Annotated in this window: 21 protein-coding genes; 11 read left to right on the top strand and 10 right to left on the bottom strand. The window is 64.5% G+C overall.

Annotation, left to right across the window (positions count from 1 at the left end; translation table 11 throughout):
* Window positions 1–82: 82 nt before the first annotated feature.
* The 4 genes from rplU to proB all read left to right on the top strand — a co-directional run bounded on the left by rplU (window position 83) and on the right by proB (window position 3,369).
* Window positions 83–394 (top strand): 50S ribosomal protein L21, encoded by a 312-nt coding sequence (gene rplU, locus COW1_RS08910; protein WP_096365136.1) that lies wholly within the window; start codon window positions 83–85, stop codon window positions 392–394.
* Between the two features lie 37 nt (window positions 395–431).
* Complete coding sequence (gene rpmA / locus COW1_RS08905; protein WP_096365138.1) at window positions 432–692, top strand: 50S ribosomal protein L27; 261 nt, start codon at window positions 432–434, stop codon at window positions 690–692.
* 252 nt (window positions 693–944) lie between these two features.
* On the top strand, window positions 945–2,000 hold the full coding sequence (cgtA, locus tag COW1_RS08900) for an Obg family GTPase CgtA (protein WP_201343946.1): 1,056 nt from the start codon (window positions 945–947) through the stop codon (window positions 1,998–2,000).
* A gap of 265 nt (window positions 2,001–2,265) precedes the next feature.
* Window positions 2,266–3,369 (top strand): glutamate 5-kinase, encoded by a 1,104-nt coding sequence (proB, locus tag COW1_RS08895; RefSeq protein WP_369801259.1) that lies wholly within the window; start codon window positions 2,266–2,268, stop codon window positions 3,367–3,369.
* Between the two features lie 177 nt (window positions 3,370–3,546).
* On the opposite strand, the gene rpsT is transcribed toward proB, so the two are convergent.
* The gene (rpsT, locus tag COW1_RS08890) at window positions 3,547–3,816 is read right to left on the bottom strand and encodes a 30S ribosomal protein S20 (RefSeq protein WP_096365144.1); all 270 of its coding nucleotides are present in this window, start codon (window positions 3,814–3,816) and stop codon (window positions 3,547–3,549) included.
* Window positions 3,817–4,084: 268 nt separating this feature from the next.
* Between rpsT and murJ the strand changes: the two genes are divergently transcribed.
* From murJ to ispH, 7 genes are all read left to right on the top strand, one after another.
* Window positions 4,085–5,659: a murein biosynthesis integral membrane protein MurJ gene (gene murJ, locus COW1_RS08885; protein ID WP_242466411.1), complete on the top strand. Its 1,575-nt coding sequence runs from the start codon at window positions 4,085–4,087 to the stop codon at window positions 5,657–5,659.
* A 39-nt stretch (window positions 5,660–5,698) separates the two neighbouring features.
* Complete coding sequence (locus tag COW1_RS08880; protein ID WP_201343945.1) at window positions 5,699–5,863, top strand: hypothetical protein; 165 nt, start codon at window positions 5,699–5,701, stop codon at window positions 5,861–5,863.
* On the top strand, window positions 5,854–6,783 hold the full coding sequence (ribF, locus tag COW1_RS08875; protein WP_096365148.1) for a bifunctional riboflavin kinase/FAD synthetase: 930 nt from the start codon (window positions 5,854–5,856) through the stop codon (window positions 6,781–6,783). The genes COW1_RS08880 and ribF overlap by 10 nt, the downstream gene beginning before the upstream one ends.
* Before the next feature lie 280 nt (window positions 6,784–7,063).
* Window positions 7,064–9,913 (top strand): isoleucine--tRNA ligase, encoded by a 2,850-nt coding sequence (gene ileS / locus COW1_RS08870; protein ID WP_096365150.1) that lies wholly within the window; start codon window positions 7,064–7,066, stop codon window positions 9,911–9,913.
* Window positions 9,876–10,394, top strand: a complete 519-nt coding sequence (gene lspA, locus COW1_RS08865; RefSeq protein WP_242466410.1) for a signal peptidase II — start codon at window positions 9,876–9,878, stop codon at window positions 10,392–10,394. The genes ileS and lspA overlap by 38 nt, the downstream gene beginning before the upstream one ends.
* The gene (locus COW1_RS08860) at window positions 10,391–10,843 is read left to right on the top strand and encodes a peptidylprolyl isomerase (RefSeq protein WP_096365154.1); all 453 of its coding nucleotides are present in this window, start codon (window positions 10,391–10,393) and stop codon (window positions 10,841–10,843) included. The genes lspA and COW1_RS08860 overlap by 4 nt, the downstream gene beginning before the upstream one ends.
* Window positions 10,844–11,032: 189 nt before the next feature.
* On the top strand, window positions 11,033–11,968 hold the full coding sequence (gene ispH, locus COW1_RS08855; protein WP_096365156.1) for a 4-hydroxy-3-methylbut-2-enyl diphosphate reductase: 936 nt from the start codon (window positions 11,033–11,035) through the stop codon (window positions 11,966–11,968).
* A 25-nt stretch (window positions 11,969–11,993) separates the two neighbouring features.
* Here the strand turns inward: ispH and COW1_RS17035 are convergent, their stop codons facing one another.
* The 9 genes from COW1_RS17035 to COW1_RS08810 all read right to left on the bottom strand — a co-directional run bounded on the left by COW1_RS17035 (window position 11,994) and on the right by COW1_RS08810 (window position 20,600).
* On the bottom strand, window positions 11,994–12,410 hold the full coding sequence (locus COW1_RS17035) for a type IV pilin protein (protein ID WP_096365158.1): 417 nt from the start codon (window positions 12,408–12,410) through the stop codon (window positions 11,994–11,996).
* Between the two features lie 47 nt (window positions 12,411–12,457).
* Complete coding sequence (locus COW1_RS08845; protein WP_096365160.1) at window positions 12,458–12,796, bottom strand: hypothetical protein; 339 nt, start codon at window positions 12,794–12,796, stop codon at window positions 12,458–12,460.
* A gap of 37 nt (window positions 12,797–12,833) precedes the next feature.
* The gene (locus tag COW1_RS08840) at window positions 12,834–16,259 is read right to left on the bottom strand and encodes a pilus assembly protein (RefSeq protein ID WP_096365162.1); all 3,426 of its coding nucleotides are present in this window, start codon (window positions 16,257–16,259) and stop codon (window positions 12,834–12,836) included.
* 72 nt (window positions 16,260–16,331) lie between these two features.
* Window positions 16,332–16,868 carry a PilX N-terminal domain-containing pilus assembly protein gene (locus COW1_RS08835; protein ID WP_096365164.1) on the bottom strand — a complete coding sequence of 179 codons (537 nt, stop codon included), beginning with the start codon at window positions 16,866–16,868 and terminating at the stop codon, window positions 16,332–16,334.
* Window positions 16,869–16,893: 25 nt separating this feature from the next.
* Window positions 16,894–18,003 carry a PilW family protein gene (locus COW1_RS08830; protein WP_096365166.1) on the bottom strand — a complete coding sequence of 370 codons (1,110 nt, stop codon included), beginning with the start codon at window positions 18,001–18,003 and terminating at the stop codon, window positions 16,894–16,896.
* Window positions 18,000–18,449, bottom strand: coding sequence for a type IV pilus modification protein PilV (gene pilV, locus COW1_RS08825; RefSeq protein WP_201343944.1), 450 nt, complete (start codon window positions 18,447–18,449; stop codon window positions 18,000–18,002). Before pilV ends, COW1_RS08830 begins: the two co-directional genes overlap by 4 nt.
* Before the next feature lie 4 nt (window positions 18,450–18,453).
* Window positions 18,454–18,960 (bottom strand): GspH/FimT family pseudopilin, encoded by a 507-nt coding sequence (locus COW1_RS08820; RefSeq protein ID WP_201343943.1) that lies wholly within the window; start codon window positions 18,958–18,960, stop codon window positions 18,454–18,456.
* Window positions 18,961–19,110: 150 nt separating this feature from the next.
* Window positions 19,111–19,527, bottom strand: coding sequence for a prepilin-type N-terminal cleavage/methylation domain-containing protein (locus COW1_RS08815; protein WP_255534158.1), 417 nt, complete (start codon window positions 19,525–19,527; stop codon window positions 19,111–19,113).
* A gap of 2 nt (window positions 19,528–19,529) precedes the next feature.
* The gene (locus COW1_RS08810; RefSeq protein WP_201343941.1) at window positions 19,530–20,600 is read right to left on the bottom strand and encodes a PilX N-terminal domain-containing pilus assembly protein; all 1,071 of its coding nucleotides are present in this window, start codon (window positions 20,598–20,600) and stop codon (window positions 19,530–19,532) included.
* Between the last annotated feature and the right edge of the window lie 3 nt (window positions 20,601–20,603).

The raw sequence follows: 20,603 nt of genomic DNA, 5'->3' as shown, positions 1-20,603 counted from the left end.
CAGCCGATAGAATTGCGCGTCTTTCCTGCGGGGTCCGTCGGTGCGGCGCTGCGGGTGGACGAATTTTCGGAGAATCATGGCTATGTACGCAGTAATCCAGACCGGCGGCAAGCAGTACCGGGTCGCTCCCGGCGACAAGCTCCGCATCGAGAAGCTCAAGGCCGCCGAAGGCGAGTCGGTCGAATTTGACAAGGTCCTGATGGTCGGCAATGGCGACGACGTCAAGATCGGCGCTCCCTACGTGGCCGGTGGCAAGGTTACCGCGACCGTGAAGAGCCAGGGCCGCGGCAAGAAGGTGGAGATCATCAAATTCCGCCGCCGCAAGCATCACATGAAGCGTCAGGGCCATCGTCAGGCCTACACCGAGGTCGAGATCACCGACGTGTCGGCCTGAGCCGGGACGCCAACACGCTATATAGAGGTTCAGTACAATGGCACACAAGAAAGCGGGTGGTAGTACACGCAACGGTCGCGATTCCCAGTCCAAGCGCCTGGGCGTGAAACGCTTCGGCGGCCAGGCCGTCTCGGCCGGCAGTATCCTGGTGCGGCAGCGCGGCACCCATTTCCATGCCGGCACCAATGTCGGCTGCGGCAAGGACCATACCCTGTATGCCAAGGCCGACGGCACGGTGCAGTTCGTGGTTCGCGGCGCCCAGGGCCGCAAGTTCGTGGAGGTCGTGCCGGCCGAATAAGCGCCCCGGCACCAGCCTGCTGCAGAGAAAGCCCCGGCAGTGCGTTCGGGGCTTTTTATTTTCAGGATACAGGGGCCGAACCCGATTATCTCGTTTACGACGAAATCAATAACCTCCCCCCGTCATTCCGGCGCAGGCCGGAATCCAGTCGCCACCGCGGTCCCTGGATCCCGGCCTGCGCCGGGATGACGGGAATCGAGACTTTAAGTACGTGCCATTGATCCCTGAACCCCGAGCCCTTAACCCAGACCCATGAAATTCGTCGATGAAGCCACCATCAGGGTCGCCGCCGGAGACGGTGGCAACGGCTGCGTCAGTTTCCGGCGCGAGAAGTACATCCCCTTCGGGGGGCCCGACGGCGGTGACGGCGGCGACGGCGGCAGTGTCTTCCTGGTCGCCGACGAGAGCATCAACACCCTGGTCGATTTCCGCTATGAACGCCGCTACCAGGCCCAGCGGGGCGAGAACGGCCGCGGCCGCAACTGCACCGGCGCCGGTGGCGAGGACCGTGTGATCCGGGTACCGGTGGGCACCATGGTCTATGACCACGACACCGGTGAGCTGATCGGCGACCTGACCGAATCCGGTCAGCGCCTGCGGGTTGCGCAGGGCGGTTGGCACGGCATCGGCAATGCCCGCTTCAAGAGCTCCACCAACCGCGCGCCGCGGCAATCCACGCCTGGCACCCCCGGCGAGCAGCGCGAACTGCGCCTGGAGTTGAAGCTGCTGGCCGATGTCGGTCTGCTGGGCATGCCAAATGCCGGCAAGTCCACCCTGATCCGGGCCGTCTCCGCAGCCCGGCCCAAGGTGGCGGACTATCCCTTCACCACCCTCTATCCCAATCTCGGCGTGGTGCGCCTGGCGCAGCATCAGAGCTTCGTGATCGCCGACATCCCGGGCCTGATCGAGGGCGCGGCCGAGGGCGCCGGGCTGGGCGTGCGTTTTCTCAAGCATCTGGCCCGCACCCGGCTGCTGCTGCATCTGCTGGATGTCTCGCCGTTCGGCGGCAGCGGCGATCCGGTGGACGATGCCCGCAAGATCATTGCCGAACTGGAAAAGTACAGCCCGGAACTGGCCGACCGGCCGCGCTGGCTGGTGCTGAATAAACTGGACCTGCTGCCGGCCGACGAACGCACGGCCCGCTGTGATGAAATCATCAACGCACTGAAATGGACCGGACCGGTGTTCCGTATCTCCGCCGCCACCGGCGAAGGGACGGATGATCTGGTCAAGGCGGTGATGACGCATCTGGAGCAGCAGGATCTGGCCGCGGCGGCGGACATCGGGGACAATGGTTCCGTTGACTGATTTTTAATGGCCACGGAATACACGGAAAGCACGGAAAATATAATGGTAGGAACCATCGAGGCTCTTGCCGACTTCATGCTCGTCATCCCGGCGAAGGCCGGGATCCAGTGACCACAGCGGTATCTGGATTCCGGCCTTCGCCGGAATGACGATTAATGGGGGCAACCGCATATATCAATGATTGGATAATGTCCGTGCTTTCCGTGTATTCCGTGGCGATTGTTTTTGATAGATAGGATCTGCACTGGTGACGAGTCGTAGCGAACTGGGCAAAAGCCGGCGCTGGGTGATCAAGATCGGCAGCGCCCTGCTGACCGACGAGGGGCGGGGGCTCGCCCACGGCGCCATCGGCGCCTGGGTGGAGCAGATGGCGCGGCTGCGCGCCGCCGGGCATGAAATCCTGCTGGTGTCTTCCGGCGCGGTGGCCGAGGGTATGCACCGGCTGCACTGGGTCACCCGCCCGCACGCCCTGCATGAGTTGCAGGCCGCCGCGGCCGTCGGCCAGATGGGGCTGGTCCAGGCCTATGAATCCCGCTTCTCCGAGCACGGCTACCACACCGCCCAGATCCTGCTCACTCACGACGATCTCTCCGATCGGGTGCGCTACCTGAACGCGCGCAGCACCCTGCGTACCCTGCTGCGCATGGGCGTGATCCCGGTGGTCAATGAGAACGATACCGTTGCCACCGACGAGATCCGTTTCGGCGACAACGACACCCTGGCCGCGCTGGTGGCCAATCTGGTCGAGGCCGAACTGCTGGTCATCCTCACCGACCAGCAGGGGCTGTACGAGAGCGATCCGCGCCGCAATCCCGATGCCCGACTGGTGCCGGAGGCCGAGGCGGCCGATCCGGCGCTGGAACTGATGGCCGGCGGCAGCGGCAGCCTGGGCCGCGGCGGGATGCTGACCAAGGTACGGGCCGCGGCGCGCGCGGCCCGTTCCGGTGCCAGCACTCTGATCGTCTCCGGCCGCGAACCGGATGTGCTGGGTAAGGTGGCGGCCGGTGAGTCACTGGGTACGCTGCTGCGGGCAGTGAAGGCGCCGCTGGCCGCGCGCAAGCAGTGGCTGGCCGGGCAACTCACGGTCCGGGGGCGGCTGGTGCTGGATGCCGGCGCGGTAAGCGTGCTGCGCAACTCAGGCCGCAGTCTGCTGCCGGTGGGGGTGACCGGTGTGGAAGGGGAATTCGAGCGTGGCGAACTGGTCAGCTGTCTGGATCAGGACGGCAGCGAGGTGGCCCGCGGCCTGGTCAATTACAATGCCGGCGAGGCTGCCCGGATCATCGGCCAGCCCAGCGACCGGATCGAGTCCCTGCTGGGTTACGTGGACGAGCCGGAACTGATCCACCGCGACAATCTGGTGCTGGTCTGAGGAAACGGGACTGTAGGATGGGTGGAGCGCAGCGTAACCCATCGCAGATGGACCCAGTGATGGGTTACGGCGCGAAGCGCCTTCACCCATCCTACGGGCAGGCGCAGGGAACCCCAACGCAAAAGGCCGGTCAGTGACCGGCCTTTTCTTTTGCGCAATCCGCTGCAGCTGAAGGTTTCAGCCGGCGCTGAGGCTGCGGATCTGGGCGTTCAGACGGCTTTTATGGCGGGCGGCCTTGTTCTTGTGGATCAGGCCCTTGCGTGCCATGTTGTCGATCACCGGTACCGCACTCTGGTAAGCGGCACGGGCGGCCTCGGGGTCACCGCTGCCGATGGCCTTGATGACGCCCTTGATGTTGGTGCGCAGCCGCGAGCGCATGCTGGCGTTGTGCCGGCGGCGCTTTTCAGACTGGCGTGCACGCTTCTTCGCTTGTGCGGTATTGGCCAACGTAAAACTCCTTGGATTCGTGCGAGTTGCAGAAAGACGGCGTAATATGCGCAAACTCCGGCCATTTGTCAATGGCGGGCCGGGGCGGTATCGTCCGGAAATCGCCTCGGGGTAAATAAAAACAGATGCTTAAGAAATCTGCGATGTATTCGTCATGCCCGCGAGGGCGGGCATCCAAGCCTCTGAAACACCTGGATTCCCGCCGTCGCGGGTATGACGGAAGGTGTGATAACCAGGGTTTCCTCAACGTCATGCTAATGGGGGCTTCGTGAGTCGCGGACTGATGCGCAACACCGCCGTGGTGGGTCTGATGACCTTCCTTTCAAGGGTGCTGGGGCTGGTGCGCGACATGGTCTTTGCCCGTGCCATCGGCGTCGGCCTGGGCATGGATGCCTTCCTGGTGGCCTTCAAGATCCCCAATTTCCTGCGCCGCCTGTTCGGCGAGGGTGCCTTCTCGCTCGCCTTCGTGCCGGTGCTGTCCGACTACAAGGCCAACCGCGAGCACGCCGAGGTGCAGGGGCTGGTGGACCGGGTGTTCGGCACCCTGGCCGGCATCCTGCTGCTGCTGAGCATCGTCGGTTCGCTGGCCAGCCCGCTGCTGGTCATGGTCTTCGCACCGGGCTTCATCGACGAGCCGGAGAAATTCGCGCTGACCGGCGACATGCTGCGGGTGACCTTCCCCTACATCCTGTTCATCTCGCTGGTGGCCTTCGGCGGCGGCATTCTCAATACCTACAGCCGCTTCGCCCTGCCGGCCTTTGCGCCGGTGCTGCTGAACCTGGTGTTCATCCTGGCGGCGCTGTTCGGGGACGCCTGGTTCGAGGTGCATGTCATGGCACTGGCCTGGGCCGTGTTCGCCGGTGGGGTGATCCAGCTGCTGCTGATCCTGCCGGGGCTGGCCCGGCTGCGGCTGCTGCCGCGACCGCGCTGGGGCTGGCGCGACAGTGGCGTGCGCCGCATCCTCAAACTGATGGCGCCGGCGGTGCTGGGTTCCTCGGTGGCCCAGATCAACCTGTTGTTCGACACCCTGATCGCCTCCTTCCTGATCACCGGCAGCGTGAGCTGGCTGTACTACGCCGACCGCATGGTGGAGTTTCCCCTGGGCGTGTTCGGCGTGGCGCTGGGCACGGTGATCCTGCCCAGTCTGTCGAAGAGCCATGCAGCCCGTTCACCGCAGGAGTTCGCCGCCACCCTGGACCGGGCCCTGCGCTGGGTGCTGCTGCTGGGAATGCCCGCGGCCATCGGCCTGATTCTGCTGGCTCAGCCGATCCTGATCACCCTGTTCCAGTACAATGCCTTCACCCCGCACGATGCCTTCATGGCCAGCTTGAGCCTGATGGCCTACGCCGTCGGGTTGCCGGCCTTCATCCTGGTCAAGGTGCTGGCGCCGGCCTTCTATTCCCGCGAGGATTCACGTACCCCGGTGCGCATCGGCATCATCGCCATGCTCAGCAATATGGTGCTAAACGTACTGCTGGTGGTGCCTATGGTCCTGCTGGACATCACCGGCCCGCATGCCGGCCTGGCCCTGGCCACGGCCCTGACCGGCTGGCAGAACGCCGCCATGCTCTACCGCCGCCTGCGCCGCGAGGGGGTCTATGCCCCGCTTGCGGGTTGGGGCCGGGTGCTGCTGCGGATTGTCGTTGCCGGTACCGCCATGGCGCTGCTGCTGATCTGGGCCGTGCCCGCAGCGGCAACCTGGGTGGAGTGGGGCGGCTGGGAGCGGATCGGCCAACTCGCGCTCTGGATCGTCCTGGCCATGGGGCTGTACTTCCTGCTGCTCCAGCTCATGGGCCAGCGCCTGCAGCTGCTGTGGCGGCGGCCGGATGCCGGGGACGTATGATCCCGGGGGCAGGTTCTTTATAATGGATGGCTTATGGTTATGAAGAGCAAGAGCGCCACGGAATACACGGAACACACGGAAATTAAAACAATGGTCAAAGATCCCGGCCGGGCGCGTAGCGCCATGGCCGGCAAAATATCGATGTCCGTGCTTTCCGTGTATTCCGTGGTGCTCTTGATCCAGGGTAATGAACCATGCGGTTGATCCGGGGCTTGCACAATCTGACGCGGATGGAATCCGGCTGTGCGGCCACCATCGGCAACTTCGACGGCGTGCACCTGGGCCATCAGGCCGTGCTGGGGCAGCTGGCCGAGCGCGCGGCCGGGTTGGGACTGCCGACCGTGGTGGTGACCTTCGAGCCGCAGCCGCAGGAATATTTTGCCCCGGAGGCTGCACCGCCGCGCCTGACCCGGTTGCGCGAGAAGCTGGCTGCACTGCAGCGCTATTCGGTGGATCAGGTCATGTGCCTGCGCTTCAATCCGGCGCTGGCTGCGCTCACGGCCGAACAGTTCGTGCAGCAGATCCTGATCGACGGCCTGAATGTGAAATACCTGGTGGTCGGTGACGACTTCCGCTTCGGCCGGGGTCGGGAAGGCGATTTCACCTATCTGCAGCAGGCGGGTGAGCGGCACGGCTTCCAGGTTGCGCACATGCACACCTTCGAGATCGATGGCGCCCGGGTGAGCAGCACCCGTATCCGCCAGGCGCTGGAGGTGGGCGAGATGCAGCAGGCCGAGCGCCTGCTCGGGCGGCCCTACCGCATGCTGGGCCGGGTGGCGCATGGCGACAAGCGCGGCCGCACCATCGGCTTTCCGACCGCCAATGTGTTCCTGCACCGGCATCGCACACCGGTGCAGGGCGTGTTTGCCGTAGAGGTGTTCGGCCTCGATCCCGAGCCGGTGCAGGGCGTGGCCAATGTCGGCACGCGCCCGACCGTGGACGGGACCCGCAGCCTGCTGGAGATCAATCTGTTCGATTTCGATCAGCAGATCTACGGCAGATACGTGGGCGTGGATTTCCTGCACAAGCTGCGCCCGGAATACAGATTCGAATCCTTCGACGCGTTGAAGGAACAGATCGCCCGGGATGTGGTCGAGGCGAAGGATTTCTTCGCGCGGCGGTGATTGAAAAGCGATGGTCAGGGAAAGCACGGGAAAAAAGTAATAGCCACGGAAAACACGGAAAGCACGGAAAGAAATAATTTCCGTCATTCCGGCGAAGGCCGGAATCCAGAAACCACCGTGGTCAATAGATTCCGGCCTTCGCCGGAATGACGGAAGTGACACAGGAGCGGCTCCACGTCGGGTTACGCCCTTCGGGCTAACCCGACCTACATTATTGTTTTGCAGTTTTCCGTGTTTTCCGTGGCTATTTTCACCACAGCAATGAGATAAAGGGACCAACGTGGCCGATTACAAGCACACCCTCAACCTGCCCGAAACCGCCTTTCCCATGCGCGGCAATCTGGCCAATCGCGAGCCGGAGATGCTCAGGCACTGGGAGGAGATCGGTCTGTACCGCCTGATCCGCGAGGCCTCGGAGGGTCGGCCGAAGTTCATCCTGCATGACGGTCCGCCCTACGCCAATGGCGAGATCCATATCGGCCATGCCGTGAACAAGGTGCTCAAGGACATCATCGTCAAGAGCAGGACTCTGAGCGGCTATGATGCGCCCTATGTCCCGGGCTGGGACTGCCACGGCCTGCCGATCGAGTTGAATGTGGAGAAGAAGGTAGGCAAGGCCGGGGTCAAGGTCGACGCCCGCACCTTCCGTCAGGCCTGTCGCGACTATGCGCTCAAGCAGGTGGAGAAACAGAAGACTGATTTCATCCGCCTGGGCGTATTCGGCGACTGGGAGCATCCCTATCTCACCCTGGATTACCGTTTCGAGGCCGACATCATCCGCTCGCTGGGGAAGATTGCGGCCAATGGCCACCTGACCAAGGGGTTCAAGCCGGTGCACTGGTGCACCGACTGTGGTTCGGCGCTGGCCGAGGCCGAAGTCGAGTACGAGGACAAGGACTCGCCCGCCATCGATGTGCGCTTCGGCGTGCTCGACGAGGAGACCCTCATGGCGCGCTGCCGCCACGTCGAGGGCCATGCAGGCAAGGGGCCGCTGTCGATTGTCATCTGGACCACCACGCCCTGGACCCTGCCGGCCAACCGGGCGGTGGCGGTGCACCCGGAGCTGGAGTATGCCGTGGTCCAGTGCCAGACCGACCTGGGCCAGGAGCGGCTGGTGCTGGCCGAGGAACTGATCCAGGACGCGCTGGGGCGTTACGGTGTGGCCGACTACAAGGTCGTGGCCTACTGCCGCGGCAGCGACCTGGAGGGAGTGAAGCTGGCGCATCCCTTCTATGCGCGCGAGGTGCCGGTGATCACCGGTGAGCACGTGACCACCGAGGCCGGTACCGGTGCGGTGCACACCGCCCCCGGTCACGGTCAGGACGACTATGTGGTCGGCCGCCGCTTCAATATCCCGGTGGACAATCCGGTCGGCCCCGACGGTCGCTTCCTGCCCGATACCGAACTGTTCGCGGGCCAGCATGTGTTCGCCGCCAACGGCGAGGTCATCGAAGTGCTGAAGGCACGCGGCACGCTGGTGCATGACGAGAAGCTGCGTCACAGCTATCCGCACTGCTGGCGCCACAAGACGCCCATCATCTTCCGTGCCACGCCGCAGTGGTTCATCAGCATGGAGGAGCAGGGCCTGCGCTCCCAGGCGCTGACCGGGATCGGCCGGGTGCGGTGGATGCCGGACTGGGGCCGGGCGCGGATCGAGGGCATGGTGGGCAACCGGCCCGACTGGTGCGTCTCGCGCCAGCGTACCTGGGGCGTGCCGATTGCGCTGTTCGTGCACAAACAGACCGGCGAACTGCATCCCGATACCGCGCGGCTGATCGAGGAGGTGGCCCTGCGGGTCGAGCGCGAGGGCATCGATGCCTGGTTCGACCTGGAAGCGGCCGATCTTCTGGGCAGTGACGCCGATGACTACGTCAAGGTCACCGATACCCTGGATGTCTGGTTCGACTCCGGCGTGACCCATGCCTGCGTGCTGGACCGGCGCGAACAGCTCAACCGTCCCGCCGACCTGTACCTGGAAGGCTCGGATCAGCACCGCGGCTGGTTCCAGTCCTCGCTGCTGACCTCGGTGGCCATGACCGGCGCCGCGCCCTACAAGGCCGTGCTCACCCACGGCTTCACGGTGGATGCCAAGGGCCAGAAGATGTCCAAGTCGAAGGGCAACGTGGTCGCACCGCAGAAGGTGGTCAATTCACTCGGTGCCGACATCCTGCGCCTGTGGGTGGCGGCGACCGACTACCGTGGTGAAATGAGCGTCTCCGACGAGATCCTCAAGCGCACCGCCGATGCCTATCGCCGGCTGCGCAATACGGCGCGCTTCCTGCTCGCCAATCTCACCGGCTTCGATCCGATGGAAAACGCCCTGGCGCCGGAACAGATGCTGATGCTGGATCGCTGGGCGGTGGAGCGCGCGCGCCTGCTGCAGCAGGAACTGATCCGGGCCTATGAAAAGTACGAGTTCCACCAGATCTACCAGAAGGTGCACAACTTCTGCTCGGTGGATATGGGCGGCTTCTACCTGGATGTCATCAAGGACCGTCAGTACACCACCCAGGCCGACAGTGTGGCGCGGCGCTCGGCCCAGACCGCCATGTATCTGATCATCGAGGCGCTCACCCGCTGGCTGGCGCCGATCCTCAGCTACACCGCCGAGGAGATCTGGCGCCTCATCCCGGGCGAGCGTGAGCCGTCCGTGTTCCTGGAGACCTGGTTCGAGTTGCCGCAGATGTTCCTGACCAGCGAGACCGAGTCGAAGGACTTCGGCATGGACTTCTGGACCCAGGTGATGGAGGTGCGCATGGCCGTCTCGCGCGAACTGGAGCGGTTGCGCGTGGCCGGCGGCATCGGTGCCTCGCTGGATGCCGAGGTCGATCTCTACTGCGGCCGCGAGATCCTGGACCGGCTGGCGCGGCTGGAGGACGAACTGCGCTTCGTGCTGCTGACTTCCTATGCCCGGGTGCATCCCGTGAGCCAGCCGCCGGAGACCGGCGCGCATGTCACGCTGGCCGGCGGCGACGAGTTGTGGGTGGTGGTCTCGCCGTCCGATCATCCCAAGTGTGCCCGCTGCTGGCATCACCGCGAGGATGTGGGCACGAATGCCGAACACCCCGAGTTGTGCGGGCGCTGCGTGGACAATGTGGACGGCGCCGGCGAGTCCCGGCGCTTCGCCTGACGCCATGCTGCGCTGGGGCGGACTGATCGCGCTGGTCGTGGTGGCGCTGGACCAGGCCAGCAAGGTCTGGGCGGAGCAGGCACTGGCCTACGGCCGGCCGGTGGAGGTGTTCGGCTGGTTCAATCTGACCCTGGTCTACAACCGCGGCGCGGCCTTCAGCTTTCTCAGCCAGGCCGGCGGCTGGCAGCGCGGCTTCTTCATCCTGGTGGGACTGATCGCGGTGGCGATCCTGATCAGCTGGCTGCGCAAGCTCCAGCCGCAGGAGCGCTGGCAGGGACTGGGCCTGGCGCTGATCCTGGGAGGCGCGGTGGGCAACCTGATCGACCGGGCCCGTCACGGCTATGTGGTGGACTTCATCGACTGGCACTACGCCGGCTGGCACTGGCCGACCTTCAATCTGGCCGATTCGGCCATAACCGCGGGCGTTGTGCTGTTGTTGCTGACCCTGATCCGCGGCAGTATGAGTGGGGAGAAGGCATGAGCTTTGAGCCGGAAATCCAGTACGGTTATCGCGTCACCCTGCATGTGCGCATCCGCACCGCCGACGAGCGGGTGGTGGAGGACACCTTCGACGACGATCCGCTGGAACTGGTGATGGGCGACGGCACCCTGCACCCCAACCTGGAACTGGGCCTGTACGGGATGAAGGCCGGCCAGGAACAGACCCTGACCCTGACCAGTCAGCAGGCCTTCGGGGAGCGCGATCCGGCCAATGTGCACTGGCTGGACCGGGCCGATTTCCCGGCCGACATCGAGCCGGAGCCGGGGCTGATCATCGGTTTCGCCACGCCGGACGGCGAGGAGATCCCCGGGGCGGTGCTGGAGGTCGAGGCCGGGCGGGTCAAGGTGGATTTCAATCACCCATTGGCCGGCAAGCCGATCCATTTCGATGCGAAGATTCTGAAGGTGGAATTGCCGGCGGATGCATGAATGGAAATGGCCACGGAAGCATGTAGCATGTTGGTCGGGTCAGCGTAGTGTAACCCGACAATCCGCTGATTGATCCGTCATTGCGAGGAGCGAAGCGACGTGGCAATCTCCAACCAATTGATTCTGCTTTACGGGATTGCCACGTCGCTTCGCTCCTCGCAATGACGGTTCCAACAGAGGTAATCTGACATGCAAGTCCTGCTCGCCAACCCCAGAGGCTTCTGCGCCGGCGTCGACCGCGCCATCGAGATCGTTGACCGCGCGCTGGAACTGTTCGGCGCGCCCATCTATGTGCGTCACGAAGTGGTGCACAACCGTTACGTGGTCGAGGACCTGCGTGCGCGTGGCGCCGTGTTCGTGGAGGAACTGGACGAGGTGCCTGACGGTGCCACGGTCATCTTCAGCGCCCATGGCGTGTCCCAGGCCGTGCGCCAGGAGGCCGGACGCCGCGGTCTGCGGGTGTTCGATGCCACCTGTCCGCTGGTGACCAAGGTGCACCTGGAGGTCGCGCGCCACGCCAAGGCCGGCGATGACTGCGTGCTGATCGGCCATGCCGGCCACCCGGAAGTGGAAGGCACCCTGGGCCAGTACGACCGCAGCCAGGGCGGCGAGATGTATCTGGTCGAGGATGTACGGCAGGCCGAGGCACTGGCGCCGAGGCATCCGGACAAACTGGCCTACGTCACCCAGACCACCCTGTCGGTGGACGATACCCGCCGTATCGTCGAGGTACTCCAGCGGCGTTTCCCTGCCATCCAGGGGCCGCGCAAGGACGATATCTGCTACGCCACCCAGAACCGTCAGGACGCGGTGCGCGAACTGGCCCGGCAGAGCGATCTCATCCTGGTGGTGGGGTCGAAGAACAGTTCCAACTCCAACCGTCTGCGGGAATTGGCCGAGCACTGCGGCGTGCCGGCCTGGCTGATCGACGAGCCCGCCCAGATCGAGCCGGCCTGGCTCGAGGGAAAGGCAACCATCGGCGTCACCGCCGGGGCCTCGGCCCCCGAGATCCTGGTCCGGCGGGTGACCGATTACCTGGCCGAACTGGGTTATGCCAGCCCCCGGGAGGCCGAGGGCATCGAGGAAGAGGTGGTGTTTTCGCTGCCGCGGGCCCTGCAGTCCTAGACTGACCGGGCCGCCGGAGCCTGCCTTACCAGCAGTCCTGCCAGGTGACGCCGGCGTCGGCATTGTCAATGCCCTTGGCGCCGGTATTGTCGTAGGTCAGATCGCCGCACTTGTCATTCGCCTGGTCGCCCTGGCCGACGGCGGTGAGATCGAAGGTTGCGGCGGCGGAGACAACGGTGACTTCGTAGTGGTCTTCAGCCGACATGATCGTGTCGCCGTTTGCAATCGGGCAGGTGGCATCATTGTAGCTGCCGTACAGGGTGTAACAGCGTTCCAGCCGCTGTGCGATGTCCATCAACTCTGCCTGACCCTCCGCCCGCTTGGTCTTGCGTACCTGTTCCTGATAGGCGGGGTAGGCGATGGCGGCCAGAATCCCGACGATGGCCACGACGATCATCAGTTCGATCAGCGTGAATCCGCTTGCGCGTGTATTTGTCTGCATTGTGCCTGTCCTGAGCCGGCCTGACGAAAATACAGAGGGCAGTGTTTTCACCGTTCACCCTCAATGATGCATATCTGATCGATGACCTGTTGGTCCGGGTTGGCAGCCGGTGTGTCGCTGACGCTGAAACTGACGCGTTGGCCCCGCTGCAACTGTGGGGCTTCATCGCTGCCTGCAGTCCTCGCCCCGATCCTGCAGGGCCTGACCTGATCGCCCATCCGGTAGTCGCGGCCGTCGATCCGTATCGTGGTCGCCAGGGGGCCGACGAATTCCACGACACCGGCCGCCTCCAGGCGCCTGGGGTTGTCTAAGGGCTGGGCCAGTGTCGGTGCAATTGAACTGCACATGAGGACAAGGCCGAGCGCGATTCTGTTTGCGGGTCGCATGCTGTTCTCCTGAGTATCGGGTACGGTAGAGTACGGCTCACTTGAGTTGGCGCCAGGACTGTCGGCCCCGGACGACAGAGCCCTTCTCAGTGATGACGTCGAAACTGCCGCTTGATCCACTGGTGTATTTGTATTCCTTCTCGCCCGCGGAAATGATGGCCGGCGTGTCGATCATGTCGTCGAAGCGTGTGCCGCTCACGGGCACCTTGCTGCCGTCGGCCAGAGTGACATAGTCCTTGTCATCGACCTTGCCGTCGCCATTCATGTCGAATACCGAGTAGGCCAGACGGGCCCCGGACAGGGCGTTCATCTCCATCAGCCAGCTCGAGCCGCCGTAATCGCACACATCGGCGGAGGGGATGACGGTCGGGAAGATGATCCGGCCGTGCCGCAGCAGCGGGGCGCTGATGACGCGTTCCCCTTCGGCGCCGCTTACGGGTGACTCCAGGTCAAGATACCAGCCGTCATGGCTGTTCCAGTCCGCCGTGTTGTTGGAGATGGCGCGGACGTCACTGACGAGTCCCGCAGTTGTGGCGTCGATTTCCGCCAGGATGGTCTGTTCCAGCAGATCCCCGCGGTCGACCTGGTCGTTGTCGTTGTCCCAGATACCGTAGAAGGTCTGGACCTGCGGGTTGAGGCCGACGACATTGTCACCGATCTCGATGTATTTGCCGGTTCCGAAATACACCATGCGGCCGCTGTCAGGGTGGTTGCCGACGGCGGGGCGGATGGTGATCGGTTGGGTGTTTCCGCTGCCATCGACTGCGACGAACAGGGGCTTGGGTGTATTGCCCTGCTTGAATGCGATCTCCCACTGGTTGGAGTTCGACCCGGTGAGATCGAATTTCCACAGGTTGCCGTGCAGGTCCCCGGCATACACGTAATCGGTGGTGCGGTTGCCGTCGACGTCGACCGGCACCGGGGTGGCCAGCCCATTGGGCGAAGCCGAGGACCCGACCTCCGTGTCGATTGCCTTGATCAGGTTGCCGGTCTCGAGGTCGACGAGGAACAGCATCGCCTTGTGGTTGTCGCTGTTGTAGCCGTTGCCGAACAACGCGGCCCAGCTGTCGTCATTCAGCCGTACGATGGTGGGCTGGCCGATGGTGTAGCCCAGGTCGGCATGGGTGTACTCCCACAGCACGTCGCCGGCGTCGAAGGTGCCGGGATAGGTGACATCAAGTGCGAAAATGCCGCGGCCCCCGGCGCCGGCCGAGCCGAGCAGCACGGTACGCCATACGCCGTTGATGTAGGCGTCGCCGGCCCGCGCCGAGCCGTCGACGTAATATTTGTGGGCATAATCCGGCGAGGTCAGGTCGCTGAGTTCGGGGAACAGGAAGCTCGGTACGTAGGTGAATACTTCCGCGCCGCTGTCGGCATTCAGGGCATGCAGCATGCCGTCATTAGCCCCGAAGTACAGCATCCCCTGCCGGTTCTTGTAGGCGGTGTTGTCGCGGAACGTCGTGTAGTCGGTGCCCTCGGGGTCGGACAGCAGGGCGTAGCCGTAATCGGGCGTGCCCACGAACAGGGGGTCGGAGTTGATGATGTCACCCAGCACGCTGCTGCGGTTGCGGAAGTTGCCGCCGTTTTTCAGTTCCTGCGACTGGTCACCGCGCAGGTAGGCCAGGCGGTCCTGCCCCAGGCCGTCGTCCACGCCCAGGATGTTGGTGTCCAGGTCCGTCTGCTGGCTGCTGCTGAGATTGCCCCACTCGAACGTTACCCCGTTCGAGGAGGTGCTGTTCAGGGTGAAGATGCTGCGGCTGGCTGCGGCCGGGATATTGTCGGTGGCCTTCCAGGCCTGATTGCCGACACTTCCGTCAGACTCGATTTCGTATGCATACAGCTCGCCGGTCCAGTCGCTGCTGTCGAACCGGGCCTGGTAGATATTGGTGTCGGTATCGAGGCGGGTGGAGTTGCTGGTGATCGCCGAGGCGGAACTGGAGCGGCCCACAATGGAATTGAGCGACGCGGTGAGGGCATCGGCGAAGGTGTCGGGGTCGGCGGCACTGAAGAAATCGCCACGACTGTTCAGGGCGGCGTGCCACAGGTCGTCGATGTTGGCCCCGCTACCGGAGGTCGAGGGCTGCGGCCAGCTGGTGGTGCCGGCCTCCAGGCCCGCCAGATCCGTACTCGGATCCAGGGTGCCGTTGACGCCCAGGCCAACGGTGAAGTTCACCAGATGCTGCCAGAAGGCGGGGTCGGCGGTATTGGTCGGCACCTTGTTGGCCAGGCCGGGCCGCAGGTCGCGGTTCCAGTAGTACATGGCGACGTCAGCGAGCGTATTGGAGTGACTGTCGCTGTAGGGATGCTCGGGAGTGTACTGGTAGCTTGCGCCACCGGGGCCGGTGATGGACGGGCCGGTGCTGTTGTCCACGTTGGCGCGCGCAGCAGATGTCCTGGCCGAGCCTGCCGCCCAGTAGCCGTCCGTCATCAGGATATTGTAGCTCTGGCGGCAGGTCAGCTGGGGCGTGGAGTCATTGGTGCCTGGCGCTTCGCCCCAGGGGCCGGAATTGTCGCTGCGCATGAAGTACTGCCCCACGTCATCCAGGGCCCGCCGCAGCGGGGTGCCGGCGGTCGGGATGTCATGGCCGTAGAGGTTGTCGAAGAAATCGGCCCGGTCGCTGCCGTTGAACGGGCGTACGCCCTTGATGATGGTGCCGGGGCTGGAGACGCCGTCGACGGTCTTCGAGCCCTGGTTGATGGTGGCGAAGCCGACCCGCATGGCTTCCGACTGCTGAGAGAAGGCCCGCCCGACGCCGGCGCGCGCGGCGAGAATGCGTGAACGGTAGTAGGTGTACCAGTTGGCGAAGTTCTGGATCTCCTCGGCATAGGTACAGGTGGGCGCGGCGGCACAATCAGTCCGCTCGCTACTGCCGGTGTAGGTGGAACCGGAGCGGATTTCGACCTTGGTGTAATTGCTGGTGTTCCAGATATTGCCTGTTCCGTCATACTTGTAGTACACGGCTGGCCAGAATGACCGAGTCGACGTGCTGTAGGAACAACTCCAGCGCGAGGTGCAGCTGTCCCAGCCGGCATATGCTGAATTCGTACTGGTCAGATCACGGCATCCCGCACCGGTGTTCTCGGGATTGTGAGGTGCGCAGCTTGGTGTCGCATCAGGATACAGGCTGCCGTCGGCTTCCGCCCAGGGCTTGTACGTGATCTCCGGGTTGTAATAAATAGCGTTGACATCATGGGAGCGTGCCACGGCGGTGTAGCCGTAGCTGTCATCGAAGCTGACAACCCAATTGGAATAGTCGGAGCTTCCGTATATACCGCTGGCGCGCGGATAGAGATAATAAGAATAAATCAAATCGTCGGGCATCAACTCCCATTGCATCGATCCCGAATCATCCAGCGTGAACATGATGTTCGGGTCGGCATTGGTGGTCAGGAACAACGGCGCGTCGGAGAGATCGAGTGCACCCCAGGCCGGAGCGGACAGGCCAAGCCAGGCAATTGCCATTGCGGCAACCGGTTGATGGTGACGACGATGAGTTTTCATAGGTCTGTCCTCGGTCTTCTGCTGACTGGCGACTCAGCGCTTGTAGGTTGTCTGCAGCATGATCTGGGTGTCGCTGCTGGAGCCGCTGGCCCGGGAGGTGACCCGGTACATGCTCACCTCGGGCAGCGGTTCGTCGGCGGCCAGGCTGCCGCCGGCCTGCTTGACCGGCATCAGTTCCTCGAGGACATACTCGGGCGGGGTGGGAACGCCGTCCAGGCTGTCCGGGTAGGTGATCCAGACGGTACCGGGGGCCTCCCATACCTGCGGGTTGCCGATGGCGATGTCCTCGGCCTTGTAATAGCCGTCGGTGGTGCCGTCGAAGTCCGGCAGGGAAGCCGCCTCGAGCGCCACCTCGCCCTCGCGCAGGGCGGCCTCCGCGGCCTGGAAGGCGAGGTTGATGTCCCGGGTGTTGCCCGCCATGCGCTGTTCCATGATGGTGTTCTGCATGGCGGTGACGCCGATCAGCGTCATCACCAGCAGCATGATGAGGCTGACCGCGAGGATCGCCCCCTGCTGGCGGCGGCCGATGGCGGGTGTCATGCGGTGATGTCCGGTCTTGCGTGTATCCATGGTGTTGTCCTCGCCAACTCCGCGTTCAGCTGGTCCTGTTTCTCAGCGCAATGGTCTTGGTCAGTACCCGCCGCAGATAGCGGTCGCTGGCCGCAGGCGTGACGGTCGTGTTGTTGAACAGCACCGGCTGGGCGCCGTCGGTCACGTTGGGGCTGTCGCTGCGCAGCATGAGATAGAGCCGGACACTGACCACCCGCTCCCAGTCGACCACGGCGTTGGCCGTGCGGTAGACGTCGGCCACCCCGTCGATTTCGCCGATGGTGTCCTCGCCGTATTCCACCTGCATGTCCTCCACGCCCTCGATCAGTTCCAGAGTCGTGGCGGCGGTGCCCTCGGTGCGGTACAGGGAGGGGATGCCGTCGGCGTTGTTGGCGATGTAGTAGGCGTAGGTCACGATCTTGATGATCTCCGAGCCGGGGCCGAACTGCTCCTCCTCCGGTGCGCTGGCGCCTCCCCAGGAAGCGATGGCATTGCCGGGTGAGCCGGAAGAGACATGCGTGAGATTAAGTTCGTTGCCGGTGGCAGTGATCGTGGGAGTGATTTGAAAAATACGCGACTTCTGGCAATCGGACACCATGACAATATCATTGACACACAGGCCGCTGAGCATATCCGATCCGCCGCTGCATGCGCCGCTCTGGGTGGATTTGTGTTCGACGAACACTTGCCCACCGTTGTTGTTCTGCGATACGCGGACACCGGCGTCGCTGCTGCGTCGCACAATGACCACGTCGCTGCCGGAGACCGGGGTGATGCCGGCGGCGGAAAGGTAGGTCGGGGCGCTACTGACGTCGTTGAAGCCCTCGATGCCGACAGTGAAGTTGTAGGCGAGCTGGTTCGAACTGTTCAGGGTGTTGGTGACACGATCGCTGGGCGTCGTTTCGTCGTTTGGGCGGGAGGCGCAGCCGGTATAGCCGGCCATGCGGATGTCGCGGGCCATGAACTCCGCGGCGAAGCGGCCGTTTTCCTGCAGCCGCGCCGATTCGGTCTGCATGTGATAGGTCGACTTGCTGCTGATGAAGATCTGCATGACCCCGGCGGCCAGGATCAGGCTCACGGTCAGCGCGACCATGATCTCGATCATGGTGATGCCGGCTTCACGGCCCGGTATGGAGGTGTGTCTGGCGTGCATCATATTTCGCTCTGAAACTGAAGTTGCTGGGTTGCCGAGCCATCCTCGGTGCGGGTGTCGTCCCACTGGACGATGACAGTGGCCATGTCGCCGTTGACGTTGACCGAACCGGTGCCGGAGGGCAGGTAGGCGGCCAGCTGGGCCCGCCACTGGGCCAGGTCGGTCTCGGCGATGGTGCTTCCGCTCGGCGCGCTGGCATTGAGGGCCAGGTCGTAATCGTTGTTCTGGGCCGCGTCCCGGTTGGCGCGCATGCGGTCCAGGATGTCGTAGGCCAGGATCGTGGCCTGCGACTGGATGTGGGCGCTGTGGTTGTTCTTCATGCCTGTCGCCTGCAGCGCGGCCAGGCCCAGCAGGCCGATGGACAGGACCAGCACCGCGATCAGCACCTCGAGCAGCGTGAAGCCGCGGGCGCTGCGATGTGTCGTGTTGTGGATGCGTGCCTTGTTCATGGGTTCAACAACTCATCTCTGTGACATCGATGCGGCCGGCGGCGTTGATCTCGATCTCGCGGGCCTGGTTGCCCGAGCAGCCGCTGATCTCGTGGGTCAGGGTGGTGCTGACATTGGTGATGCCCGTGCTCTGGTAGCGTACGTAATCGGCGCCCCAGTCGTCGTTGGCCACCCCCTTGAGGGCGCCCCAGACCCGCACCACGGTATTCTCGCTGGGCGAGCCGGTGGTGTTGGTGTTGTCGTCGGTGACCACGATCCAGCCGGTGCGCCAGTCGTTGCTGCCCGAACAGGTGGCCTGGTCGGCGCTGGCGCAGACGGTCACCGCCGTGGCGCGCTTGATCGCCTCGCTGCGGGCCAGGTTCAGGGCCGTGACCAGTTCGTTGACCTGGGTGGCGACGCGGTTGGTGCGAATGGTCTCGGTGAAGCTGGGTACGCCCAGCGTCAGGATGATGGCCGCCAATGCCAGGGTGATCATCAGTTCGATCAGGGTGAATCCGTGTGCGCTTTTCATGGGTCCAGTCATACCTGTCCGGCGTGCAAGTGTCAGTATTCTGGCGACGAGTGGCCGCCAATGGCCGATGAGCGGTCGGATTCAGGGTCGAATCCGGGCTGCTGCGGGCAGTGAAGGGTAGCGGCAGGGAAAAGCAGGAAGTTTAAGGATTTACTTCAGACGCCAGCCGCTGCGGGCGGGCTCGTGGCCGGCGATCAGGGTCTGGATGGCCTCCCGGCGGGGGCCGGTGGCGGTCGGCCAGTGGACCCTGAGTGTCAGCCGTTTCCAGTCGCCGCCGGGGGCGGGGGTGAGTTGCCAGTCGAGGTGATAGGTGGTGAGGGTGCCGGCATGCTGGCGGCTGCCGTGGGCCGGAAGTGCCTGATATTGCTGCAGGGTGGCGAAATGGCGCAGGCGGGCGGCCTGTTCGCGCAGCAGGTTGACCGCCTCGGCCCGGTTCTTGACCTCGCGGTTGCCGGTGAGGGCGAAGGCCTGGAACTTCGCCGCCCCGGCCAGGCCGATGCCGAGGATGACCAGGGTGATCAGGGCCTCCATCAGGCTGATTCCGGACTGTTTTTTCCGAGTCCGCATGGTCAGAAGTCGCGCCAGCTGCCCGGGATGCGGGCAACCTCGTAGATCGGCAGCCGCAGTTCGGAGAGGTGGCCGCTGGCCTGCTCGATGTGCGCCAGTCGGGTGAAGCCGGACAGGCGCTTGAGATCACCGTTGACGGCCAGGCTGCCGTAGATGCGCAGGCTGTCCCAGGCTGGCGCGGCGCCGCAGTCGGCGTCGATGAACACGAAGCCGTGGATGCGCACGCCGGTCTGGAATGCGGGACAGCCGAGACCGGCGGGAAAGACCAGGACCACGGGTTGGTCCGGTGTGCCGAGACTGCGGTGCCAGCGACCGTGGCGCAGGTCGCCGGGCCGGGCCCACCAGTAGCGGCGCCGGGCCTCCGCCAGCCGGTTGCGGTGATCGTCGGCCAGTTGCCGGAACCGGGCGCGGCTGACCGCCAGCAGGGCCGGCCACAGGTCGGGCTGGCCTGTGGCCAGGGCGGCGAGGGTGCCGCGGTGCAGATCCAGGCCGGTCGTGTGGAGGCAGGCGAGGGAGGATGCGGTCCAGGCGGCGGTGCCGGCATTGTGCCGGTCGGCATTGCGGGGATAGAGATCGGCCGGCCCGTGAGGCTGGGACAGGCAGCCGGCCAGGATCAGCGGCGGGGCCTGTTCGGCGGTTTCGGTGAGGACCGTGTAGGGCCGCACGGCCTGCTGCACGATGCCGGTGATGTCCGGGGCCAGGGTGGCCTGGGTGTCGACGTGGATGCGCAGGTATTTCGGCCGCAGCGGGTGGCGTTCGTAGCGGATATTGAGTCCGAAGCGGTCGCCGCTGGCGGTGCGCACGGGCGGCGGCGTGGCGAGCGGCACGGCGACTTCCCGATCGGGGGAGACTGTCAGCCAGCTGAGGGGATTGCGCCGCAGTTCGGTAATGGCGAATTCCAGCCCGGCCTCGGCGGCGAACCGGACCCGGGTGAAATCGGCCTGCTTGTGGGCCAGACGCTGTTCCGTATGGGTGGTGCGGGCAATGGTCAGGCTCAGGGCGGACACCCCGGCAATCAGCATCAGCACGGTGGTCAGGGTGGCGAGGCCGGTCTGGGTGCGTCGTATCCGCATGGT

This window comes from Thiohalobacter sp. COW1 (assembly GCF_016629505.1).
In the GTDB taxonomy this organism is placed as follows: Bacteria; Pseudomonadota; Gammaproteobacteria; order Thiohalobacterales; family Thiohalobacteraceae; genus Thiohalobacter; species Thiohalobacter thiocyanaticus_A.
The sequence above is the reverse complement of the archived record's forward strand: the minus strand, read 5'-3'. Positions and strand labels throughout refer to the sequence as shown.

Coding starts and splice junctions, on each gene's coding strand:
- rplU (WP_096365136.1), top strand. CDS start 83: ATGTACGCAGTAATCCAGACCGGCGGCAAGCAGTACCGGGTCGCTCCC.
- rpmA (WP_096365138.1), top strand. CDS start 432: ATGGCACACAAGAAAGCGGGTGGTAGTACACGCAACGGTCGCGATTCC.
- cgtA (WP_201343946.1), top strand. CDS start 945: ATGAAATTCGTCGATGAAGCCACCATCAGGGTCGCCGCCGGAGACGGT.
- COW1_RS08880 (WP_201343945.1), top strand. CDS start 5,699: ATGAAGAGCAAGAGCGCCACGGAATACACGGAACACACGGAAATTAAA.
- ribF (WP_096365148.1), top strand. CDS start 5,854: ATGCGGTTGATCCGGGGCTTGCACAATCTGACGCGGATGGAATCCGGC.
- lspA (WP_242466410.1), top strand. CDS start 9,876: ATGTGGACGGCGCCGGCGAGTCCCGGCGCTTCGCCTGACGCCATGCTG.
- COW1_RS08860 (WP_096365154.1), top strand. CDS start 10,391: ATGAGCTTTGAGCCGGAAATCCAGTACGGTTATCGCGTCACCCTGCAT.
- ispH (WP_096365156.1), top strand. CDS start 11,033: ATGCAAGTCCTGCTCGCCAACCCCAGAGGCTTCTGCGCCGGCGTCGAC.
- COW1_RS17035 (WP_096365158.1), bottom strand. CDS start 12,410: ATGCAGACAAATACACGCGCAAGCGGATTCACGCTGATCGAACTGATG.
- COW1_RS08845 (WP_096365160.1), bottom strand. CDS start 12,796: ATGCGACCCGCAAACAGAATCGCGCTCGGCCTTGTCCTCATGTGCAGT.
- COW1_RS08840 (WP_096365162.1), bottom strand. CDS start 16,259: ATGGCAATTGCCTGGCTTGGCCTGTCCGCTCCGGCCTGGGGTGCACTC.
- COW1_RS08835 (WP_096365164.1), bottom strand. CDS start 16,868: ATGGATACACGCAAGACCGGACATCACCGCATGACACCCGCCATCGGC.
- COW1_RS08830 (WP_096365166.1), bottom strand. CDS start 18,003: ATGATGCACGCCAGACACACCTCCATACCGGGCCGTGAAGCCGGCATC.
- pilV (WP_201343944.1), bottom strand. CDS start 18,449: ATGAACAAGGCACGCATCCACAACACGACACATCGCAGCGCCCGCGGC.
- COW1_RS08820 (WP_201343943.1), bottom strand. CDS start 18,960: ATGAAAAGCGCACACGGATTCACCCTGATCGAACTGATGATCACCCTG.
- COW1_RS08815 (WP_255534158.1), bottom strand. CDS start 19,527: ATGCGGACTCGGAAAAAACAGTCCGGAATCAGCCTGATGGAGGCCCTG.
- COW1_RS08810 (WP_201343941.1), bottom strand. CDS start 20,600: ATGCGGATACGACGCACCCAGACCGGCCTCGCCACCCTGACCACCGTG.